Annotated in this window: 20 protein-coding genes, 1 tRNA gene and 1 pseudogene; 19 read left to right on the top strand and 3 right to left on the bottom strand. The window is 67.3% G+C overall.

From position 1 onward, the window contains the following. Positions 1–107: 107 nt before the first annotated feature. Positions 108–2,372 (top strand): hypothetical protein, encoded by a 2,265-nt coding sequence (locus tag AC3EUJ_RS26940; protein WP_431965698.1) that lies wholly within the window; start codon positions 108–110, stop codon positions 2,370–2,372. A gap of 307 nt (positions 2,373–2,679) precedes the next feature. Here AC3EUJ_RS26940 and AC3EUJ_RS26935 read toward each other — a convergent pair whose 3' ends face one another. Next, entirely contained in the window at positions 2,680–3,702 is a 1,023-nt protein-coding gene (locus AC3EUJ_RS26935; RefSeq protein WP_431965696.1) for an IS110 family transposase, read from the bottom strand. A gap of 509 nt (positions 3,703–4,211) precedes the next feature. Then, positions 4,212–5,297, bottom strand: coding sequence for a DUF1152 domain-containing protein (locus AC3EUJ_RS26930; RefSeq protein WP_431965730.1), 1,086 nt, complete (start codon positions 5,295–5,297; stop codon positions 4,212–4,214). Positions 5,298–5,391: 94 nt separating this feature from the next. On the opposite strand from AC3EUJ_RS26930, the gene AC3EUJ_RS26925 reads away from it, so the two are divergent. From AC3EUJ_RS26925 to AC3EUJ_RS26855, 15 genes and pseudogenes are all read left to right on the top strand, one after another. After that, complete coding sequence (locus AC3EUJ_RS26925) at positions 5,392–6,132, top strand: GntR family transcriptional regulator (RefSeq protein WP_431965694.1); 741 nt, start codon at positions 5,392–5,394, stop codon at positions 6,130–6,132. Between the two features lie 279 nt (positions 6,133–6,411). After that, positions 6,412–6,858, top strand: coding sequence for an ATP-binding protein (locus AC3EUJ_RS26920; RefSeq protein ID WP_431965692.1), 447 nt, complete (start codon positions 6,412–6,414; stop codon positions 6,856–6,858). Positions 6,859–6,959: 101 nt separating this feature from the next. Continuing rightward, positions 6,960–7,688, top strand: a complete 729-nt coding sequence (locus AC3EUJ_RS26915) for a GntR family transcriptional regulator (protein WP_431965691.1) — start codon at positions 6,960–6,962, stop codon at positions 7,686–7,688. A gap of 137 nt (positions 7,689–7,825) precedes the next feature. Beyond that, the gene (locus tag AC3EUJ_RS26910; RefSeq protein ID WP_431965689.1) at positions 7,826–8,179 is read left to right on the top strand and encodes an SCO3933 family regulatory protein; all 354 of its coding nucleotides are present in this window, start codon (positions 7,826–7,828) and stop codon (positions 8,177–8,179) included. Positions 8,180–8,184: 5 nt separating this feature from the next. After that, on the top strand, positions 8,185–9,558 hold the full coding sequence (locus AC3EUJ_RS26905) for an FtsK/SpoIIIE domain-containing protein (RefSeq protein WP_431965687.1): 1,374 nt from the start codon (positions 8,185–8,187) through the stop codon (positions 9,556–9,558). A gap of 82 nt (positions 9,559–9,640) precedes the next feature. After that, positions 9,641–10,264, top strand: coding sequence for a DUF2637 domain-containing protein (locus tag AC3EUJ_RS26900; protein WP_431965685.1), 624 nt, complete (start codon positions 9,641–9,643; stop codon positions 10,262–10,264). Between the two features lie 16 nt (positions 10,265–10,280). Beyond that, the gene (locus AC3EUJ_RS26895) at positions 10,281–10,466 is read left to right on the top strand and encodes a hypothetical protein (RefSeq protein WP_319138528.1); all 186 of its coding nucleotides are present in this window, start codon (positions 10,281–10,283) and stop codon (positions 10,464–10,466) included. Next, on the top strand, positions 10,466–10,657 hold the full coding sequence (locus AC3EUJ_RS26890) for a mobile element transfer protein (protein WP_431965683.1): 192 nt from the start codon (positions 10,466–10,468) through the stop codon (positions 10,655–10,657). The genes AC3EUJ_RS26895 and AC3EUJ_RS26890 overlap by 1 nt, the downstream gene beginning before the upstream one ends. Positions 10,658–10,666: 9 nt before the next feature. Further along, positions 10,667–10,861, top strand: coding sequence for a hypothetical protein (locus AC3EUJ_RS26885; RefSeq protein ID WP_431965681.1), 195 nt, complete (start codon positions 10,667–10,669; stop codon positions 10,859–10,861). A gap of 14 nt (positions 10,862–10,875) precedes the next feature. After that, on the top strand, positions 10,876–11,157 hold the full coding sequence (locus AC3EUJ_RS26880) for a SpdD protein (protein ID WP_431965679.1): 282 nt from the start codon (positions 10,876–10,878) through the stop codon (positions 11,155–11,157). After that, the gene (locus AC3EUJ_RS26875; RefSeq protein ID WP_431965677.1) at positions 11,154–12,608 is read left to right on the top strand and encodes a replication initiator; all 1,455 of its coding nucleotides are present in this window, start codon (positions 11,154–11,156) and stop codon (positions 12,606–12,608) included. The genes AC3EUJ_RS26880 and AC3EUJ_RS26875 overlap by 4 nt, the downstream gene beginning before the upstream one ends. Before the next feature lie 20 nt (positions 12,609–12,628). Then, positions 12,629–12,802, top strand: coding sequence for a helix-turn-helix transcriptional regulator (locus AC3EUJ_RS26870; protein WP_026251821.1), 174 nt, complete (start codon positions 12,629–12,631; stop codon positions 12,800–12,802). Further along, positions 12,799–14,171 (top strand): annotated as a pseudogene (locus AC3EUJ_RS26865) (site-specific integrase). The gene AC3EUJ_RS26870 and the pseudogene AC3EUJ_RS26865 overlap by 4 nt, the downstream one beginning before the upstream one ends. 404 nt (positions 14,172–14,575) lie before the next feature. Further along, positions 14,576–16,942 (top strand): N-6 DNA methylase, encoded by a 2,367-nt coding sequence (locus tag AC3EUJ_RS26860; protein WP_431965675.1) that lies wholly within the window; start codon positions 14,576–14,578, stop codon positions 16,940–16,942. Between the two features lie 96 nt (positions 16,943–17,038). Then, complete coding sequence (locus AC3EUJ_RS26855; RefSeq protein ID WP_431965673.1) at positions 17,039–17,197, top strand: hypothetical protein; 159 nt, start codon at positions 17,039–17,041, stop codon at positions 17,195–17,197. A 562-nt stretch (positions 17,198–17,759) separates the two neighbouring features. On the opposite strand, the gene AC3EUJ_RS26850 is transcribed toward AC3EUJ_RS26855, so the two are convergent. Next, positions 17,760–17,831, bottom strand: a tRNA-Arg gene (locus AC3EUJ_RS26850). A 206-nt stretch (positions 17,832–18,037) separates the two neighbouring features. Between AC3EUJ_RS26850 and AC3EUJ_RS26845 the strand changes: the two genes are divergently transcribed. The 3 genes from AC3EUJ_RS26845 (at position 18,038) to lysA (ending at position 20,975) form a co-directional block, all read left to right on the top strand. Continuing rightward, entirely contained in the window at positions 18,038–18,514 is a 477-nt protein-coding gene (locus AC3EUJ_RS26845) for a response regulator (protein WP_431965671.1), read from the top strand. A 66-nt stretch (positions 18,515–18,580) separates the two neighbouring features. Further along, positions 18,581–19,564: an ArgS-related anticodon-binding protein NrtL gene (nrtL, locus tag AC3EUJ_RS26840; protein WP_431965669.1), complete on the top strand. Its 984-nt coding sequence runs from the start codon at positions 18,581–18,583 to the stop codon at positions 19,562–19,564. A 19-nt stretch (positions 19,565–19,583) separates the two neighbouring features. Beyond that, entirely contained in the window at positions 19,584–20,975 is a 1,392-nt protein-coding gene (lysA, locus tag AC3EUJ_RS26835) for a diaminopimelate decarboxylase (RefSeq protein WP_431965667.1), read from the top strand. The last annotated feature ends 87 nt before the right edge of the window (positions 20,976–21,062 follow it).

The following is a 21,062-nucleotide window of genomic DNA, read 5'->3' as shown; positions in this document are numbered from 1 at the left end:
CCTGAGCCGGCGAATCGTCAGGCGACTCCTGTAGATCGGGACTCAGATGGAGGCAGCGCGCAGGGTACCTTGGTCACCAACAGCAGTGGGAGGAAGGGCTCGTAGCGATGGAACGCATCCCCGAGGACGTAGTGCGCATCGCACTGGACAAGGCCGAGGGATTCCCCTTTGAGCGATTTGCTATGTCCTTCTATTCATCGCTAATCGGGGCAGACTTCGTACCGCTGGGGGGAATCAAAGACGGCGGTGCGGATGCCCGCGACGGAGCAATTTTCGAAGAGAAGGGGAGGCCTGAAACCTACTATCAGGCAAGCGTTGAGATTGATGCAGAGAGTAAAATCAGGCGGACGATGGCGCGCCTGCGAGAGTTTGGTAGAGACCCCAAGGTTCTGTTCTATCTAACCTCAAAGACAATCAAATATAGTGATCGAGTTGAACGGGAGTTGACGGCGGAGCTTGATGTTACGGTATACATTCGTGATGGTGGCTACATTGTTGCGCACGTCAATGACGATGTAGCGGGTCGAGCTGCATTTGATGAGCATCTCCGGAGCTATACAGATTTTCTCAAGCGCATTGGCTCGTCTAGGCTCATTGAGGCATCGAAGCACGTTAAGAACCCTGCAGCATTCGTGTTCCTTTCGCAGGAGCTTGAACGCCGTTCTGGAAATGAGAAGCTCGTAGACTCAGTTGTCGATGCGCTTGCGCTGTGGGCTCTGGAGGGCACCGATCCCGATGCCGGAATCCTCTACCATAGCGAAAAAGTAGAACAAGTGATTGCGCAGTCTCTGCCAAGTGTTACGGCCTTGGTGAAGCCCCGGTTGCGCCGTCGTCTTGAGGTGATGTCAGATAAGAAATTTCACGGGGGCAGGGCAGTGAACTGGCATCGGAAGGACGATGTCTTTTGCCTTCCATTTGAAACTCGTCAGCGAATCGAGGAGGAAAATACAGCCGACGAGACATTGCGATTGGAGGTTATTTCCAGCTTCGAGGACAGGCTGCGAAAGGAAGGAATCAAGGGCCTAGGTAAGGTTCGTGGGCGGCAAGCCGTAGAAGTAGCGCTCCGCACGTTGCAGCTTTCCTTTGAACGGAATGGGTTGGAGTTCGCGGCGTTTTTGCATGCGAATGATAATTCCGACTATGGAACCATCACGGATTGTCTCGCCGTAGCACTGAAGGAATACGGTCTGACGGGGCGTGACTCTGTGAATGTTGGTGACGGCGCTTTCGCTCTCCTGCGGGGCGTCCTCTATAACTCTAGTGAAGTTGAGCGGAGGTACCTTCAGCGGCTATCGCGAACCTACGCTCTCCTATTCACCCTGAACACAGAGCCTAAACTGGTCGACTTCTTTCAGGAGATGACAGGGGAGTTTCATCTCTATGTGGGGTCGGATCAGATTGTACGAGCCCTAAGTGAACACTACCTCGACGAGCCCGATCGGATGACTGCCAATACCCTATTGATGGCCGGCAAGCTAGGAGCGAAGCTAATTTTGACCGACCCGGTGCTCGAAGAGGTGGTTCATCACCTCCGTGTCTGCGACTTCGAGTATCGGAACCACATTGCTGACATCGACGAGTATATGAACTATGAGGTCGCCAGAAACGCGCCGCACATAATGCTCAGATGCTACCTGTATGCGCGGATAAATCAAGACCTCGGGTGGCGGAGGCCTCAGAGCTGGCCAGCCTTTGTTAAACAATTCTGCACTTACGCCGATTTGCATAAGCCCGCCGCCTTCGACGACATTAGGCGGTATTTGCAGGCGAAGTTTTCGCTCGCGTTTGAGTCGGTCGAGGACCTTGAAAGTCTCGTCGATTTGGGCGAGGTTGAAGCTTTGGCGGTGCAACTTGAGGAGGCCAAGCGGGATCCCCGCCTAGCCCGCAACGATGCACTATTGGCGTTGGCTGTCTATGGTCATCGCGCTGCGAAGAAAGAGACATCCAGCGTTTCCGAGTTCGGCTATGCGACGTGGTGGTTGACTTCTGAGACGGCGATTCTGAAATATACCAGGGGAATCGTCAGGGAACATCGTGCGCGCTACGTGATGCGGCCAGACTTTCTCCTCAACTTTCTCACCTTGGCACCCAGTGCTGCGGATGCTCGTCAAACCTTCAAATCGGTGTTCCCTAGCTTGCTCGGAATCAAGCTCGCTCGCCGCATGAAACTTGAGACTTTCAACCAGATCATGGACTCCGTCGCCGAGGCGGTAAATCTTGACGAAGCCCGTCGTTCTGCAGAGATCGCTAAATCTTTGGATAAACTTAAGAGTGACTTTGCGAGGCAATACACAGCTCTTGGGGAGAGTGGCAAGATTCAGGGAGTGGATTTTGCTGCAGAAAACCAGGCAATGCTGAACGGGCAGGCGTAAGGCCCCCGCGCCGGCTTTGTATTGGCGGAGCGGGTTTGGCCGGTGGCCTGCCTGGGCTGGGGCCGAGCATGATCGGGGGGCCGTACGCTGGTTGGCAACTCGGGCAGGCTTGACCATGCCCGCAATGTGTCCGAGTGGCCCCCTGGTCTTGCTCGGCGCGGGTCCCGGACCGGGGAGGTGGCTAAAGCCGCGGAGCCGACCGGCCCAGGCACAGCGGGTTTTCCCTCGGTAATCCCTCGCCGTTTGGCGGGCGGCCGGCGGCCGGGCCGTAGCGGGGCGCAGACAGACATCCGATGCGGTTGATCTGTCAAGCCACGGTGGGGAAGGCGATCTCTTCGTTGTAGGGGATTCGCGTGGTCAGGCAGTGGTGGAGGCAGCCGAGCATGCGGTTGAAGAGGTTGCGTTGGGCGGCGGTGTGGCGTTCTTCGGTGGCTCGGCGGCGGTCGTAGTGGGCTCGGGCGCCGGTGAGGGCGCCGAGGCCGGGGAAGCTGGTGATGATCTCGGCGTCCGGGTGCGTCTCGAACGCTGTGACGGTGGCGGTTTCGAGTTCGTCGGCGCTGGTGCAGGCCGCGTTGAACTGCCGCAGCAGTGCTTGGGTCTTGGCGCCCATGGCCTGTTCGACCAGCGGCGGTTGCTGCATCTGGGGTTCGCGCAGCAGCTGGTGGAGACGTTCGACTTCGGGGGCGATCTCGCGTTGACGGCCGGCCTTGATGAGCAGGGCCCGCAGCTGGGTGCGGGACAGGCGGGCGGCCTCGGTGGGGGTGGGGGCGGCGGCCAGCAGAGTGCGGGTGACCGGTGAGGTGATGCCCTCGCGGAAGTGAACGAACACCGTGAGGAAGCCGGGGAAGTATTCCCGCAGGTGGGAGCGGAGTTTGTTGCCTGCTTGGGTGCGGTCCCAGACGGCGTCTTGCTGGGCGCGGGCCAGGATGGCGATGGCCTGGGCGAGCTCGCTGTCTGCGGGCAGGGGCCGGTGCTCGGCGGGGTCGGTGCGCAGGATGTTGGCCAGGACCTTGGCGTCCAGGTGGTCGGACTTCTTGCGGGTCAGGGCGTATCGGTCGCGGTAGCGGGCGGCGGTGAGCGGGTTGATGGCGTAGATGGGTCGGCCGGTGGCTCGCAGGCAGGACACCAGCAGGCCGTGGGATGTCTCGATGGCCACCGGGATCGGGGACTGTGGGGTGTCGCCGTGGTCAGCCAGCAGATCCAGCAAGTGCGCCAGGCCGGCGGCGTTGTCGTCGATGCGGAGCTTGGCTAACAGCGCTCCGTCCTGGTCGATCAAGGCCACGTCGTGGTGGTCGCTGGCCCAGTCGATCCCGCAGAACACGCCGGGCATGGGTTTCCCTCCTCCGTGTTGGCGGCGTATGGGTGCTGGTCACAGCCGTGCAGGGGTGCGCGGCTCCCTAATGGAAGGGCTCATGCGGCCCGTCATCCGATCAGCCGTTCGCGATCCCCGGCGACCCGCGGGGCCCTCGGTCTGCGGGGGAACTCGGTGGTTCCCGAAGCGGTGAGAGGTGATCCCTGCGGGCGGCCTGGTCCACGACGCTAACGAATCCGATGCCCCTGGTCGCGTGGCTGGCGGGGTCGGGCCGAGCGGGACGGAGGCAGGAGCGTGGCCCGGGCCCCGCCGGGCCACGCGTCCCCGGCGGATGCTGGGGACGAACAGCACACGGGACCGGCTCTGTCTTTAGAGGTCAGCGCCTCAGGAGCGGATACGGCTCACCACGTGCTGGTCATCCCCAACGCCTTACGTCCCCATTAGGAGCGTCGGCCCGAGACGCCGGGCCGCGCGCCGCCGCGCTCTGCGCGGCGGGAGCGCCTTGAACCCGTGAAGAAGGTTGTAACTCAGGAGGAGGCTGCGATGCTCCACAGGGGGGCTGTGTACTGTCCGGGGCGCTTGGCGATCAGGAGCGCGCGCAATTCTTCGCGCTGAGCCCCGGGTAGATCGAGGGCTTCCGTCAGGCGCCGGAACGTCGTGTGGGTGATCCCGTGGCTGCGAGCCCCAGCTTCGAAGCGGGTCAGCTCTGTTAGGACCGTGGTGGGATTGAGCTCGGCCTGGTCACGCCCCGATAGCCACAGGGCCTTGTTCCGCTCGTAGTCGATCTCGGAGTATCCGCAGATCTCACGGCTGTGCTGCTCGGCTTCTTCGAGAGTGCTCGTTGATACGAGGGCGCGGGCCAGTCTGTTGCGATGGAGTGCGTCATCGATGTCCACCTCGTGGACCGTCGGGCTCTCGTCGGTCAGTGGGACGGGGAGGCCGGCGTCTCGGATTTCGCAGAGGCCGCGGACACCTCGTGCTGCGGCGGCGAGCATCGCGGTCGCCTCGGAGGGGTGCCACTCCAGAACCGTGCCTACCGGCGTCACTTGGTTGGCCGTGAATGTATGGACTGTGCGTCCAAGGCTGTCTTGGAGGTCCCCGGCAGGGATCTCTCCGTCTAGACCCGGACCAGCAATGAGGAGTCGCACGGGAGCCTTGAGCTGTGCGCAGGCAGCCAGGGTGAGGGCGTCGGCGAGAGGGCTCTTGAGCGTGGGCTCATCGCCGCGAGCGAGGATGTCGCCGCCCACGTCCAGGAGGTCAACGGACTCTGGGGAGAGTTCGGCGATGAGTTCTTCGAGTTGCTGGGCCAGGCCAACGGCGCCGCCGCGAGGGTCGATTAGCGCCAGGGTGTGAGGCAGTTCGGCGGCCAAGCGGGGGAGTGTGGAGCCGGCGGGAGCAACGGGCTCGGCATCTGCGGGGACGGCGTACACGCTTGGCGTCAGCTGGCGCAGGCCGTTGAAGTCGGCCGGACTGCGGGGCCCCGGCAACGGGTCGACGATCAGGCGGTCCCAGGCGTAGCTGAGGATCACCGCCGGGTCCTCAGCGCCATACAAGGCCGCGTCCAACATTGCGGCGGCGACAGCGTCGCCCCCTCCTCCGGCTGCCAGGATCAACCGCGTCACGTGGCCAGCGTACGGGTTCAGGTATTGGCCACTCACCCTATAGTGGCCAGAGGTAATAGCCACTTGATGGGGATGGGAGGCTGTGATGCCGCAGATCGAGGAGGCTCAGCCGAAGTACCTCCAGATCGCGCACCACATCCGCGATCAGATCTTGCGCGGTGACCTCAGGCCGGGGGACGAGGTGCCGTCGGAGCGGCAGTTGGCGACGGACTGGAACGTCTCGCGGCCGACAGCTGCCCGCTCGCTGGAGGCGCTGAGCAATCAGGGCCTTGTGGAGAAGCGGCAGGGGTCCGGGACGTACGTGCGCGGCGTGGAGGTCAACCGGCGGGCCCGGGAGCTCTACGGTCGGGCACGGCAGACTGGGAAGATCTACACGGCTGGCGAGTACGCGGTGATCACGTCTGCGGGATGGCTTGATGCGCCGGACTACGTTGCCGATGCCTTGGGCTTGGCGAAGGAGCGTCGGGCTGTGCATCGCCGGCGGGTGACCAGTAACCAGACTGGGCCTATCACCCTGTCGACGTCCTGGTTCGCGCCGGACATGGCTCAACGGGCCCCCAGGCTCATGGACCCCGAGCGTATCCAGGAGGGCACGCTGCTGTACGTGGAGCAGATGACGGGGCGCCAGGGGAGCTATGCGGAGGACCGCATGAGCGCCCGCACCGCGACGGAGGAGGAGGCGGCGGACCTCGGCCTGGAGGCTGGATCGGCTGTCCTGATCGTGCACCACGTGGTCTATGACCTGCAGGACCGGCCGTTGGAGTTCGCCGAGGCCACCTACCCGCCCAACCGGTGGGCGTTCGAACAGGGTTACCCGCTGACCTGATCGATTCGGGCCAAGTGTCCCGAACCCCTTGCCTGACCTAAGTGGCTAATGCCACTATCCACGAAGTGGCTAAGGCCACTTCGAAGGAAGGGGCGCGGTGTGAGCGGTGAAAGGCCGTTACAGGACCGGAGGTCCGCCTGCCGGGGGTGCCGCGGTCGGGGCTGGAAGTTCGTCCGCTCGCGGACGTCATTGGCGTTATCCGTCGCCAATGGGCGCCCCCGCGCCGTCTCCAAGCGGCGCTGCCTTGACTGCGACGGGACCGGCAAGGAGTAACCACGGATGGATGGCATCAGCAAGGGGCGCCCTGACCACGGCGCTGACGACGGCGAAGTGCTCGGCTCGATGACCCTGTACCCGCTGCCTGAGTCGGTGTGCCGGGCTCGTCGCTGGTTCAGGCACTTCATCGGCAAGCACGAAGTGGCCTGTTCGATCGACGACTGTGTGTTGATGATCTCGGAGCTCGTGACGAACGCGATCCTCTACGGGCGAGCCGAGGAGGAATGGCTCGTGCGGGTGGAGTGGCGACGGGACGGGAAGTCCCTGCGGATTGACGTGCACAACCCGGGCTTCCCCGCGAGCGTCCGGTTGCGGTACCCGGCGGCCAATGAGGCCCATGGGCGTGGGCTGGGCCTGGTCGATGCCTTGTCGGACTCCTGGCGTGCCGGCCCGAGCCGCTTCGGCGGGACGGTCGTGTCGTTCGAGATGGCCGACGCCTGGCCGTCGTGAGCGGGCTGCGGTCTGGCTCGTCAGCCAGCTAGCGTGCGTGTCAGCCAGCTGGGTACGCTGGTTGACCAGTTGACTTGACCGATCCCGACTAGGCGGCGCCCGTGGCGTACGAAGTGGCTGCACCAAAGTACGTGCGGCTCGCGCAGACGATCCAAGGTCGGATCGAGGACGGCACCTACCCGCCGGGATCGCTGGTGCCGAGCGAGAACCAACTCGTGCAGGCATTCGGGATGTCGCGGCCGACTGTTGTCCGGGCCCTCGAACTGCTCAAGCGGGACGGCTGGCTGGAGTCCCGGCAGGGCTTCGGGACGATCGTGCGTGGCCGTCCGGAGGCCGTCGAGCAGCGTGACCGCCGAGGACACGAAGCCTTGGAGCGGGACGAGTCGCGGATTCCGGGGCGCCTCGTCGAGGTGGGGGAAGTCCAGGTCCCGCGCCAAGTCGCGTCCTTGCTCGGCCTGCCGCCGGGAGCCAAAGCGCTCGTGCGCCGCCTTCTGGTCGAGGAGGACGGTGAGCCCGTGGAGCTCGCCTCTTCCTACTTCCCGGCCGGCCTGGTCGAGGGGACTGAGCTCGGCAGCTCCGAACCTCTGGCTGAGAGCCCGCGAGCGCATCTCGAAGCGCGCAAAAAGGTGCGCTTCGATCACGTCACCGAGCGCGTCTCGGCGCGTCTTGCGGGCGACGAGGATGCGGGCCTGCTGGGGCTGACCGCGGGGGACCCCGTACTTGGCGTTCTGGTGGTGGCGCGTGATGCCTCCGGGAGGGCGTTGCAGATCGTCGATGTTCTGCTCCCCGCCGACCGGCAGGAACTTGAAGATACCTATCGGCTCAACTGACCTGCTGCTAGGCATCAGTTGCGATCTTCCGGCCCTCCAACTCCACTTGACCAGTCAATCTGGCGTCCCTAGTTTCGAACTTGCTAAGTCAACCTGTCAGGTGACGGGTTGATGTGACCCGACAAAGGAGATCTGTTGTGCGTGTGATCCGTGTCGAGACCTCGGCGGCGACGATCCTGCTGACCGAGTCACCTTCGCCCAAGATCCGGGACCGGCAGACCGGCGAGATCGCCAAGGACGCCGTAAGCGGCGAGGTCCTGATGACCGTGGGCGTCGTCTACATCGATGAGGGGGAGTCCTCGCTGATCCAGGTAACCGTGCCGGAGAGCGGGGTGACCGAGGGGCTGCCTGTGGGCTCGCCGGTCGCGCTGCCCGGTCTGGTGGCTCGGCCGTGGGAGAGCGTCTTCAACGGGCAGAGCCGCCACGGCATCGCCTACCGAGCCCTTGCCGTGGCGCCCGGCGTGTTCGCGACGGCCGGACAGGAGGCCTGACACCGGTGTCCGACCTGCTGACGCTCGTGGAGGTGGGTGGGCCGCTCGCTGCGATAGGTGGCGCGGCCTACGCCCGGCACGCGCATCCGGCGGCGTACTGGTCCACGGTCGGGCTGCCGTTATCGGTGGCCCGGCTGCTGGCCTCGTACTCCTCCACCATGGAGGCATGCGGCCTGACGGTCGAGCCGTCCCGCTGGCGGGCTTTGGCCATCAGGGCGACCACTCGTCGTGAGGTGCGTCCTGTGCCGCCGAGCCGCGGGCTGGTTCGCCCGACATCGACGGGCCTTCGTATGCGGCTTCGCCTGGCCCCGGGGCAGGAGCCGGCAGACGTGGCCGCCTCTACCGAGCGACTGCGCCACGCCTGGGGCGTCCATGCGGTCCACGTCCGGGACATCAAGCCTGGCGTCATTGAACTGCGGCTGGTCGGCTATGACGTGCTGCGGAAGGTGCGGATGCCCCGGAAGACGGACGCCGACTTCCTTAAGATCCCGGTGGCGCTGAGGGAAGACGCGACAGCATGCGTCCGTGACTACCGCGTCGTGCCGCACCAACTCGTCCTCGGCGCGACGTTGTCGGGTAAGTCCATGTTCCTCCGGAACCTCTTCACCGGACTGGCCAGGCAGGCCGTCGTCCTTGTGGGGATCGACTGCAAGCGCGGAGTGGAGTTGGCGCCCTTTGCCGCTCGGCTCTCGGCTCTGGCGACCGATCCGGCGCAGGCGGCGGAACTCCTGCCGGCGCTCGTCCAGGAGATGGAGGACCGCTACGACCTGATCAAAGCCCGGCAGGGAATTGCCCCCGGCGTGTCCGGCGAGGAGATCACGTCGGACATCTGGGGTCTCCCCGAGGAGAGGCGCCCGCCCCCGATCGTGCTGTTCATTGACGAGGTGGCCGAACTGTTCCTTGTCGCGACCCGCAAGGACGAGGAACGGCGCGACGAGATGGTCACGCATCTCATCCGGCTCGCCCAACTCGGCCGCGCCGCAGGCATCTATCTGGAAGTCTGCGGCCAGCGCTTAGGCGCCGAACTGGGCAAGGGCGCCACCATGCTCCGGGCCCAGCTCACCGGCCGCGTGTGCCACCGGGTCAACGATGAGGCCTCCGCGAAGATGGCGCTAGGCGACATCGCCCCTGAGGCTGTCGAAGCCGCGTGCGCCATCGCACCGGAACGCCCCGGTCTCGCCGTCGTCGGTGACACCTCCGGCGGCTGGTCCCGCATCCGCACCCCGTACCTGTCCCTCGCCGAAGCGGCTGCCATCTGCCGTGAGACGGCTGATCTCGCACCGGACGTGCCCGCTCTTGTGCCGTTCCGTCCGGACGTACCGTCCCTGCCGGCGAAGCACCTGGACCCGGCGCCGAGACTCCGCCCGGTTATCGACTGACCCGTTCCACCCCTCGGCCGGCGTGACCGCCTCGCGCCACGTCCCTACCCCCGCCTTGCCCGAAAGCGGAAGGAGCCGTGCCGTGCGCGCTCACCTGGCCCGAGTCGATGCGGTGCTGATTCAGGCGGTCATCGCTGCCGCGCTGTCCTTCGCCCACCTGCACGACATCGCCGCGGCGGCCGGGCAGGACGGCTGGAAGGCCTGGGCCTACCCCATCTCCGTCGACCTCCTGTTGGTTGCGGCCTGGCGGCGGTTGCGATCCGGGAGCTCCCGGGCGGTCGGCTGGTGCTGGTTCCTGATCTCCCTGGTCGCCTCACTGGGCGCCAACGTCGCCACCGCGGGACTGCTCGACCTGGCCGAGGTGCCAGCCTGGCTGCGCATCCTCGTCGCGGGCTGGCCGGCGGTCGCCTTCCTCGGCGGCACGCTGCTCGCCCACACGGCGCCGATGCCCTTCACCGCCGACGAACCGCACGACGACGCGGACGCCGAGCTCCTGCCGGAACCACGGGCGGAACTGCCCGCGCCCCCTGCAAACCCTCCCGCCCGGCCGCAGGCGGAGATTCCGCCCGCCCTCGTCCAACACGCCCGCAAGATCGCCGACGACCATCGGGCCCGGACCGGAACCGCCATCGACGCGACCACACTCCGCGCCCGGCTTGGCGTCGCCGCCCCGCTCGCCGAAGCCATCGCCGCCCAACTCACCTGACCTGGAGCAAACGCCCTTGCGCCCGACCACCCTGCGCGCCCTCAAGCGCGCCGCAGAACTCGTCCGACAGAACCAGTTCACCGAAGCCGTGCTCGTTGCCGAGCCGGTCATCCTCGCCGCCGACTACGCCGAGGGAGCCGAGATCCGCCGCTGGCTGACCGAGCACGTCCACGACTTCACCAGCCACCAGGAGGCCTCTTGATGCCCGCCAATCGCCGGTTCCGCAACGTCCGCCGCATCGGTCCCGTGCAGGTCGCCACCTACTTCGACGGACGCGGCCGCACCAAGCACACCGCCGCGTGCACCGTCCCGCGCTGCGGCTTCTCCACCGACTACGACAGCCGCCCCGCCGCAGAACTCGCCGCCCGCACCCACCGCTGCTCGGCCCGCTGAGGAGGCACCGTGACCGTCACCCTGCCGCTCGTCGCCGTCCTGGGCGTCGTCGCCTGGGCCGCGATCAAGTTCCTCGGCGTCCGGATGTGGGTCGCCGTAGTGATCGCCCTCTTCGGCTTCTACCTCGCCGACACCTTCCTCGCCCCCGCCATCGACTCCGGCACCCGCTCCGGGGTCGAGATCGTCAACGGCACCCACGACTGAGAGGAGAACCACCCATGCTCCGCCCCAAGCTCCCCGTCATGCCCGACACCCCGGCGGTCCGGGACGACCACGCGCAGGCCTGCTCCTGCCGTCACTCGACAGCCCACGCGGTGACACAGGCGCCTGCCCGCACCGTCACGCCCTACGTGAGTGCCGGGGCCGGCCTCGTCGTGGCCCTGGTCGTCGTCGGCATCGTCCTGACCGCGCTGCTGGCCACCGTCGCCCTCACCGCCGTGGCCGTGGCCATCGCTGCCCTGGTCCTGCGCTCCCTGTTCAACACAACCACCGAACGATGACGACCCGCCGGGGCGGCAACACGCCGCCAAGCATCCGACCGCCCCGGCAGGCCCAGCCCCTCACGACCGAAGCCGAAAGGACAGAGGACATCATCACCCGCCCCGCAACACCCCCAGTAGCCGAGCTCGGGCAACTCGCCTCCCTCGGCACCCTCCCCGCCCTCGCCCGACAGCTGTCCGGGCTCGGCGGCTGCGCACGACCGGTACGACTCGACGGCTACCGAACGGAACACCGAGTCGACCCGGCAACCGGCGAGATCGGACCCGTCCTGCACCACATCGACTCGACGACGCTCCCCGCCGGCCGACTCCTCGTGCCGTGCAAGAACCGTCGGGCCACCCGATGCACCGCCTGCGCGGAGACCTACCGCCGCGACACCTACCACCTGATCACCGCGGGCCTGCGCGGCGGCAAGGGAACCCCCGAGCACGTGGCCACGCACCCCCGGGTGTTTGCCACCTTCACCGCGCCTGGCTTCGGGCCCGTCCACAACCGGCCCACCGACAGCCGCGGAGAAGTACGCCCCTGCCGATGCGGCCTGCTCCACCACCAGAAGGACGACGTCCTCGGCACACCGCTCGACCCGGACACCTACGACTACGAAGCGGCCGTGCTGTGGAACGCGCACGCCGGAGTCTTATGGCGGCGCTTCTCCATCTACCTGCGCCGCGAGGTCGCCAAGCGCGCCGGACTGACCCAACGCGCCTTCCGCGACCACGCGCGGCTGTCCTTTGCCAAGGTGGCCGAGTACCAGAAGCGCGGCGCCGTCCACTTCCACGCGGTCATGCGCCTCGACGGCCCAGAGGGCGGCTCCACGCCACCGCCCGCTTGGGCCACCCCCGAGCTACTCGCCGACGCGATCCAGGCTGCGGCCGCTGTAGTCTCTGTCGACGGCCCGGTGATCGGCGGCCGTGCGTACTCCTTCGCATTCGGCCGCCAACTCGACGTCCGCACCATCCGCGGCGCGGACTTCGACGGTGGCACCGAGCTGACCGAGCGCGCTGTCGCGGCCTACATCGCCAAGTACGCCACCAAAGGCGCCGAGGCGGCCACCGGCACCCTCGACCGCCCGCTGAGGCTGCTGGCCGAACTGGGGCATCTGCGGATCTCCGACCATGCACGCCGCATGATCCGCACTGCCTGGACCCTCGGCGCACGCCCCGAACTCGAAGAGCTCAGGCTTCGCGCCTGGGCCCACATGCTCGGCTTCCGCGGTCACTTCTCCACCAAGTCCCGCCGCTACTCCACCACCCTCGGCGCCCTGCGCAACGCCCGCGCCGAATGGCGACGCAGTGAGGCCCTGACCGCGCTCGGCGTCGACCGTCACGACGAGACGACGCTCGTCCTTTCCCACTGGGTCTTCGCCGGCACCGGGCTGACCCCGGGCGAGGCCTGGCTCGTGGCCTCACTCGCACCCGCTCTCGGAACGGAAGGAGAACCCACACCGTGACTGGCAGCCGCGACGAGCTGATGACCGTCCCGCAGATCCTCGCCGAGCTCGGCGGGGTGTCCCGACGCACCTTCTATCGCTGGCGCGAACTGGGCCACGGCCCGGACGCCTTCAAGCTGCCGAACGGCGAGCTACGAGTGTGGCGCAGCGACTTCGTTGCCTGGCTTCGGCAATTGGAAGGGACCGCAGCATGAAGTCTCTGCAGGTCAAAATCTGGGGCGTCCGTAAGCGGCCCTACAAGACGCCGTCATACGACGTGCGCTGGTCGGTGGCTGGCCAGGTTTTCTCCGAGACGTTCAGGACGAAGGGACTCGCCGACCACTACCGCTCCAAACTGCTGCGGGCCTCGCACGACGGTGAGGAGTTCGACGTCGAGAGCGGCCTCCCCGAGTCGATGTCGGAGAAGAAGACCTCACTGACCTGGTACGAATTCGCGCTCAAGTACCTGGCCATGAAGTGGCCGCACGCAGCGCCGAACACTCGCGTCAGCATTAATGAATCCCTGGCGTCGGTGACCGTGGCACTCCTCGACGAGCGTCCGGGCCGTCCGGCCGCCGAGGAGCTGAGGAAGGCCCTTCGTAATTGGGCATTTGTCCTCCCGGGGCCGAATGATCGTGAAATCCCACTGGACATAGAAAATGTCCTTCACTGGGTCGCCAAGGCCTCGCGCCCCCTCGCTGATCTCGGTGACCCCGTGATCGCTCGCGCCGTACTCGACTCCCTCAAGCTCAAGCTTGACGGCACTGCCGCAGCTGCCGAGACCGTGCGTCGCAAGCGACGGACCCTCGTCAACGCCATGCATTACGCGGTCGACCTTGGCGAGTTCTCCGAGAATCCGCTCGCCGGCGTGAGGTGGCAGAAGCCCAAAGTCTCCAGCGAAGTGGACCCTCGGGTCGTCGCCAACCCTCACCAGGCTCGCTCCCTACTGTGCGCCGTGTCCTACATCGGCAGCTACCGGCGTGCCCGTGGTCGACGTCTTGTCGGCCTGTTCGCGGCGATGTACTTCGGGGGCCTGCGCCCCGCCGAAGCGGTCGGGCTTGCCGAGACTGATCTCACCCTGCCCGCCACCGGATGGGGCTCCGCCTGCTGCACCGAACGCGCCCGAGTGTCGGGAAGCAGTGGACCGACTCGGGGGAGAGCCATGACGACCGCGGGCTGAAGAACCGGCCGGCCGAGGACGTACGGCGGGTTCCGATCCCTCCGCAGCTCGTGGCGATCTTCCGGGAACACCTCGACACCTTCGGGGTCGCCGACGATGGGCGGCTGTTCTTCAGCGAGGGCGGAGGAGTGGTCTCATCGTCCTCGTATCACCGAGCCTGGCAGGAGGCCCGTCTGCTGGCGCTGCCGCCTGTGGTGGCCGCATCGCCCCTGGCCCGGCGTCCGTACGACCTGCGGCACTCGGCGCTGTCGACGTGGCTGAACGCGGGCGTGGACCCCACCGAGGTCGCGGAACGGGCGGGCAACAGCGTGGAGGTACTGCTGAGTCGGTACGCCAAGTGCATCGATGGCCGACAGGAGGTCGCGAACCGCCGGATCGAGGATCTGTTGCGCGAGTACGAGTGATCACGGGACGTTGTCCCACGCGCTTGGCCAGGCGGGATCCGCATCGCAAGCCCGGTGTCCACCGGGCTTGCGATGCGCTCGGAAATGAGGGGCACCGCAACTCGACAGGCCCGCCACGAGTTGGGCTTGCGGTGAGTTTGATCCGCAGACAGGCGTAACTTCTTCTCGGGTATCCCCTTAACAAGCAGTGCTTCTCACTCCTTGTCGATTCGACGATCGAAGGTGGCAGCGGAAGGAAGAAGGCCTGTTGAGAGCCGTACTGGCCGCTGAAGGTCGGATCCATGGCCGGTGCGCCCCGTCTGTCTGGCAAGCTGCGCACCGTCGGTGCGCTGGTTGACGCTCCTGATGTCGCCTCTCTACCGTTCCCTCATCGAGAGCAACCAGGACGGTGTAAGGGGGTTTTCATGGACAGCGTGGGGCTCAGCGACGAACGCTTGCTGTCGAGAGCTGAACTGGCCGAACTGGCTGGAGTGATGCGGCCAGCGGTCACCAACTGGCAACGCCGGTACGAGGATTATCCGGAGCCGGTTAGGACGGGCGAAACGGAACTGTTCAGTCTACGGGCGGTCCTCGACTGGCTTGACTCTCGTCAGATCCCGCCGCGTGCTCGTGCACGTGACGAGCCGCCCGGTTTCACCTATGCCGACCGTATGCGACGGAATCTCGCTGCATCGGACGAGGCTCGCCAGAGAGCGGCCGCGCGGAGTGGTGAGTCAGACGGCAGCAGTCTGTCGGGCGACGAAGGACAGCGTGCCCGGCAACTTACCCAACTGCTGGGGCCGATTGCAGACGCCGTGCGCGGCGGCGGATCGATGACAGATTACCTTGCCTTGGTCCTCTCCCTCATCTTTCTTCAGGTGAGCGGAAGCCCTCGCTCGGCGTCGCTCCCGCGAACGGTGCGGGTTCGATCCAGGGATGCCGCAGCGGTGTTGTTGCAGGAGATCGGGGACGCAGCCGACGAGGAACTGCGCCGGCGCGGCGTTCCGCCGGGCATGCGGACGGCCATCGTCAAGTTGGAGCCCCGGGAGTACGGGGATGTCGTCGAGGTGATTTGCCTGACCGACGGCTTGGGGATCGACGAGTTCCGACAGCTGGCGGATCAATTCGGGTCCCGATCCGGGCTTCCCAGCGGAGAGTTCTTCACTCCACGTGCCGTCGTGCGGCTGCTGCGGGACGCCGCCATAGGGGACGAGGACTCAGCACAACGCGTCTACGACCCGTACATGCGCGCAGGCGAGATGCTTGACGGAGCCGCTGAACGTCTCGGTGGTGTCGTGCCTCTGACTTTGCGTGGTGAGAGCCCGCAGCGCGGCACACTTTGGCTGGCCGGAATGAACCTCGCGCTGCACGGAGTCCCGGTTGAGCTGGAGACCGGCTCTATGGCTCCGTGGAACGAACGTCTCTGGCCCAAGAGCCACCAGGCCGACTTGATTCTGACCAATCCGCCTTTCAACGCTCGCGGGGCGGTGCCGAGGCCGCGTGAGGGCATCGACTGGCCGTACGGACCGCCTCCCCCCGGTAGCCCTGCCTTCGCCTGGCTCCAGCACGCCATGGTGTCGCTCAGGGACGAGGGCCGTGCAGGCCTGGTGATGCCGGTCAGCGCGGGCGCCTCCACAGACGTCCGGGAGCAGGAGATTCGGCGCAGGCTGGTGGAGGACGGGGCCGTCGAATGCATTGTGGCGCTGCCGCCCCAGCTCTTTTCGGGGGCTCAGGTGTCCGTTTGCATGTGGTTCATGCGGCGGTCCGCAGCGGTGTGCGACGAGATCCTGTTCGTGGACGCCCGCGACTTGGGCGACAAGGCGACTCGCGGACCTCGAGTCCTGTCCGACGAACACGTTCGAGCCGTCGCGAAAACCGTTCAGACGTGGCGGCGAGGGACCGGATTCCGCCGCGGTCGGCAGAGCGCTGGGCATCTCGCGATCGCTGTTCCGCTGTATGCGGTGCGGGCTGCCGGTTACTCGCTCAGCCCCGCCGACTATGTGGATAGATGGATGTCGACAGCGTCACCGGTTGATGCGGCGACTGAGGCAGCAGCCACGAAGGCGACGCTCGATGCGGCAAGGCGTCGAACGAATGCCGTGGACTGCGCGGTCGATGCACTCTCGTACGGCCCATTGTCGTCAGCGGTCGTGCTCTCGTATGACGGGCTACCTCATGACTGGCGTCGGGTTCGGCTGGGAGATCTAGTCAGCATCATGGCTGGTCCGTCCTACTCACGCGTGCCGGCCGAGGTTCGCTCCGCGGCCGGTGAACTACCTGTCGTGATGCCCAAGCATCTGCGCGAAGGACGTATCGACGATCGCGACGTGGAGAAGGTAACCGCAGATGTCGCCCGCGCACTGGCGAGGTTCCGTCTCAGCCCTGGAGACATCCTGTGCGTGCGTTCCGGCGCCCAGATGCCCCCAGCCATGGTCGAGAAGGCGCAGGACGGCTGGCTGTTCAGCACCAACCTGCTGCGGCTGCGTGCCCTCGAACCGGATGGGGGGCCACTTGTCCTCCCCGGCTACCTGCTCGCCTACCTGTCTCTGCCGGAGACAGTGCACTGGCTCAAGGAGTACGCCCGCGGTACCGCCGTGCCTTCCCTCAGTGCCGCCACGCTGGCACTTCTGCCCGTACCGCTGCCGCCCCTTGCTCACCAGCGGCGAATCAGCGCCGCGCTGGCTGCCGTAGATGCACAGATCACCGTGCATCGTGAACTTATTCAGGCCGCCACGCATCACCGCGGCACACTCGCCGCACATCTGCTGACCGGCGTCCTGGTCCCGGAATGACGTGCTCCTCTCCTTTCAGTCCCTTCGTGAAGGAAGACTCCTGTGAATGCACCTTCGTCCGAGCCGCGATCCGGAATGCGGTACTTGTGGCTACTCATGGCAGCGCTGTTCTCGCTCGTTGTGGCCCTTATCGCTGGGATCCTGAAGGCCAGCACCGGAGCCGGATTTGCCGAGGCAATCCTTTACGGCGGCACTGCTTTTGCCACATCGATGGGCCTCTGTTTGCTTGTCCTGACTGCAATCGGTCAACTGTGAACGAGCTGGCGTGCCTCGCAGTACACCCTGGAGTGAGCCGCGCGCATTCCCCTCAGCTTTCCTAACCGTCCGCCCGCTGCCCCCGGGGGCAGCGGGCCGTATAGGGCGGCTGACGCCCTGGGCGGGATCGGATGCTGCTGGAGTCGGACATTGCGGCACTCGCCCACACGGTGCCGGCGGAGCACTGGTAGGGCGTGCTGGCTGACCGCCGGACGACTGTATATGGCGTGTATTCGCCGAATCCGTTCCAGCGATGCCGTATCGAGCACCGGTCGACGTGCTCCGCACAACCGCTGCCGGATTTTGGACGTGGTCAACGGCACTGCGCGACGAGAACACGTGGCGAGCGGAGCGGCCGGCAGTCTCGGAGTAGTGGCCGGATGCGGGGTGGTTGTTCGTCGAATGTGTACCTGACCTCGGCGAACGCTCCAAGATCCCGTCCACGGATAGTCCACAGACCCCGTCCTGGACCCGCTTCCGGCGGCATACGCCTGCGCATACGCAAAGACCCCGCACTCAGCGTCTTGGCTGGTGGCGGGGCCTTTTGGCACCTCGTGCGAGGTGCCCCCGGCAGGATTCGAACCTGCGCACACGGCTCCGGAGGCCGTTGCTCTATCCCCTGAGCTACGGGGGCGTGTCGTCCGCCGTGGCGGCGACGGGTGAAACCTTACCAGCCTGGGAGGGGTGTCCGTGTACAGGGTTTCCGGGGAGGCGGGTTGTGGGTGGGGAGAGCGTGGGGACGGGGTGGCGGACGTGCCCCGCGCCACGTGCCCGTGGCATAGCCCATGGCGGCGGCACGTGTCCGGCGCACCGCCGCCGGGTCCCCCGGTCGGGGAAGGAATGGGGAAAACGCGGACGCATCCGATCCGGCGCGCCTACGCTCTGAGTGTGCCGGGCGTGTCCGGCCGGGTGCTTGTCGTCGACGACAACAAGGTCATCCGGCAGCTGATCAGGGTCAACCTCGAGCTGGAGGGCTACGAGGTGGTGACCGCGGCTGATGGTGCCGAGTGCCTGGACGTGGTGCAGCGGGTGCGCCCGGATGTGGTGACCCTGGACGTCGTCATGCCGCGCCTGGACGGGATAAGGACGGCGGCCCGCCTCCGCTCGGACCCCCGCACCCGTGACGTGCGGATCGTCGTGATCAGCGCCTGCACCCACGCCGAGGTGGAGAGCGCCGTCGCCGCCGGGGTCGACGCCTTCCTCGGCAAGCCCTTCGAGCCCGGCGAGCTCATCCGTGTCGTACGGCGCCTGGGCGGCGTCGACGCCGACACCCCACACGAAGGCGCGCCCGCCGCGACCCCCCGGCACCGCGGGTGACCAGGGGTGACCAAAGGGTGAAACCGGTTCGCGTCGGCACCCCCCTCCTCGCCTACGCTTGCGCTTGTGACCCCCGCTGAGCTCTCCCGCACCGTGCTCGCCACGGTGCGTCGCGCCGTGGAGGCCCACGAGCTCAGCCTCGCGGGCCCGGTGCCGGAGCGGGTCGTCGTACGCAGGCCGCCGCGTCCCGGGTGCGGGGACTACGCCACCAACGTGGCCCTGCAACTGGCCCCCCTGACCGGCGTCGCGCCGCTCGCCGTCGCCGACGTCATCGGCCGCCGGCTCGCCGCCGCCCCCGGCATCGCCCGGGTGGACATCGCCGCACCCGGCTTCCTCAACATCACCCTTCAGGGGGAGTCCCACGAGGCCCTCGTCGACCTCGTGCGCGAGCAGGGCCACCGCTACGGCGTCGGGGAGCACCAGGCCGGCGACCTCCCCGCACCCGCGCCCACCGGCGAGCCCCGCGCCGACGCCTACGCCGCCGTCCTCCGCCGGCTCCACGCGGCGACCGGCATCGCGCCGCCCGCCCGCCGGCCGCACCCCGTACGCCAGTCGCCGGACGAGCTGCTGCGCACCCTCGGCGCCGACGCCACCGCCTGGGCCCTGCTGCGCCCGCCCGCCGAGGACGCCCCCCGCACCGACCCCGCCGCGCACCTGGCGCAGCGCGAGGCCAACCCCCTGTTCCGGGTCCGGTACGCTCACGCGCGGAGCCGGGCCCTGCTGCGAGGCGCCCACGACCTGGGCCTGGAACCCGGCACCGAGACCGGCCGCCGGGACCCCGCGGAGACCGAACTGCTCGGCCTGATCGCCGACTTCCCCCGCACCGTGGAGGCCGCGGCCCGGCACGGCGCGCCCGACCGGCTGGCGCGGCTGCTGGAGCGCACCGCCGACGCCTTCCTGCGCTTCCACGACGAGTGCCCGGCGCTGCCGAAGGGCGAGGAGAAACCCTCGGCCGTTCACGGGGCCCGCCTGGCGCTTGCCGACGCCGCCGGGACCGTGCTCGCCAACGGCCTGACCCTGCTCGGCATCAGCGCCCCCCGACACCTGTGAGAGCAGAGAGCACGAGACGATGAGCCGTTCCGCACACCCCGCCGGGCCCCGCTACGCCGATGTCCTCCCCGAGGGCCACTACGCGGCGCCGCCCGCCGACCTGAACGCCCTGGACTCCCGGGTCTGGGCCCGCACCGTCACCCGGGACGCCCAGGGCGTCACCACCGTCGGCGGTCTGGACGTCCGCGAGCTCGCGGAGGAGTTCGGCACCCCCGCCTACGTCCTGGACGAGGCCGACTTCCGGGCACGCTGCCGTGCCTGGCGCGAGGCCTTCGGCGCGGACGCCGACGTCTTCTACGCGGGCAAGGCGTTCCTGTCCCGCGCGGTGGTGCGCTGGCTGCACGAGGAGGGCCTCAACCTCGACGTGTGCTCCGGCGGAGAGCTGGCCGTGGCGCTGTCCGCGGGGATGCCGGCCGACCGGATCGCGCTGCACGGCAACAACAAGACCACCGGGGAGATCCGGCAGGCCGTCGAGGCCGGGGTGGGCCGGATCGTGCTCGACTCCTTCCAGGAGATCGTCCGGGTGGCGGACACCGCGCAGAAGCTGGGCCGGCGGCAGCGGGTGCAGATCCGTGTCACGGTCGGCGTCGAGGCGCACACCCACGAGTTCATCGCCACCGCGCACGAGGACCAGAAGTTCGGTTTCTCACTCAACGGCGGGGACGCGGCCGAGGCGGTGCGCCGGGTGCTGCGGCTGGACTCGCTCGAACTGGTGGGCATCCACTCGCACATCGGCTCGCAGATCTTCGACACCTCCGGCTTCGAGGTGGCGGCGCACCGGGTGATCGGCCTGCTGCGGCAGATCCGCGACGAGCACGGGGTGGAGCTGCCCGAGATCGATCTCGGCGGGGGCCTGGGCATCGCGTACACCCCGGACGACGACCCGCGCGAGCCGCACGAGATCGCCAAGTCGCTGGGGGAGATCGTCTCCCGCGAGTGCCGGGGGGCGGAGCTCGCCGTCCCGCGGCTGTCGGTCGAGCCGGGCCGGGCGATCGTGGGCCCGACGGCGTTCACCCTCTACGAGGTGGGCACGGTCAAGCCGCTGGAGGGCCTGCGGACGTACGTGAGCGTGGACGGCGGGATGTCGGACAACATCCGCACCGCGTTGTACGACGCCGAGTACAGCGTGGCGCTGGTGTCGCGGTCGAGCGACGCCGAGCCGATGCTGAGCCGGGTCGTCGGCAAGCACTGCGAGTCGGGCGACATCGTGGTGCGCGACGCCTTCCTCCCCGCCGACCTGGCGCCCGGTGACCTGCTGGCGGTGCCGGCGACGGGCGCGTACTGCCGGTCGATGGCGAGCAACTACAACCACGCCCTGCGCCCCCCGGTGGTCGCCGTCAAGGACGGCGAGGCCCGGGTGATCGTCCGGCGCGAGACGGAAGAGGATCTCCTGCGTCTCGACGTCGGCTGACGGGGAATCTCACATAGAAGGAGACCGGTCTCGCGATCCGGACAGCACGTGGAAACTTCCATCCGGTGCGTGAGACTGGGACCGTCC

Source organism: Actinacidiphila sp. bgisy160 (assembly GCF_057707815.1).
The sequence above is the reverse complement of the archived record's forward strand: the minus strand, read 5'-3'. Positions and strand labels throughout refer to the sequence as shown.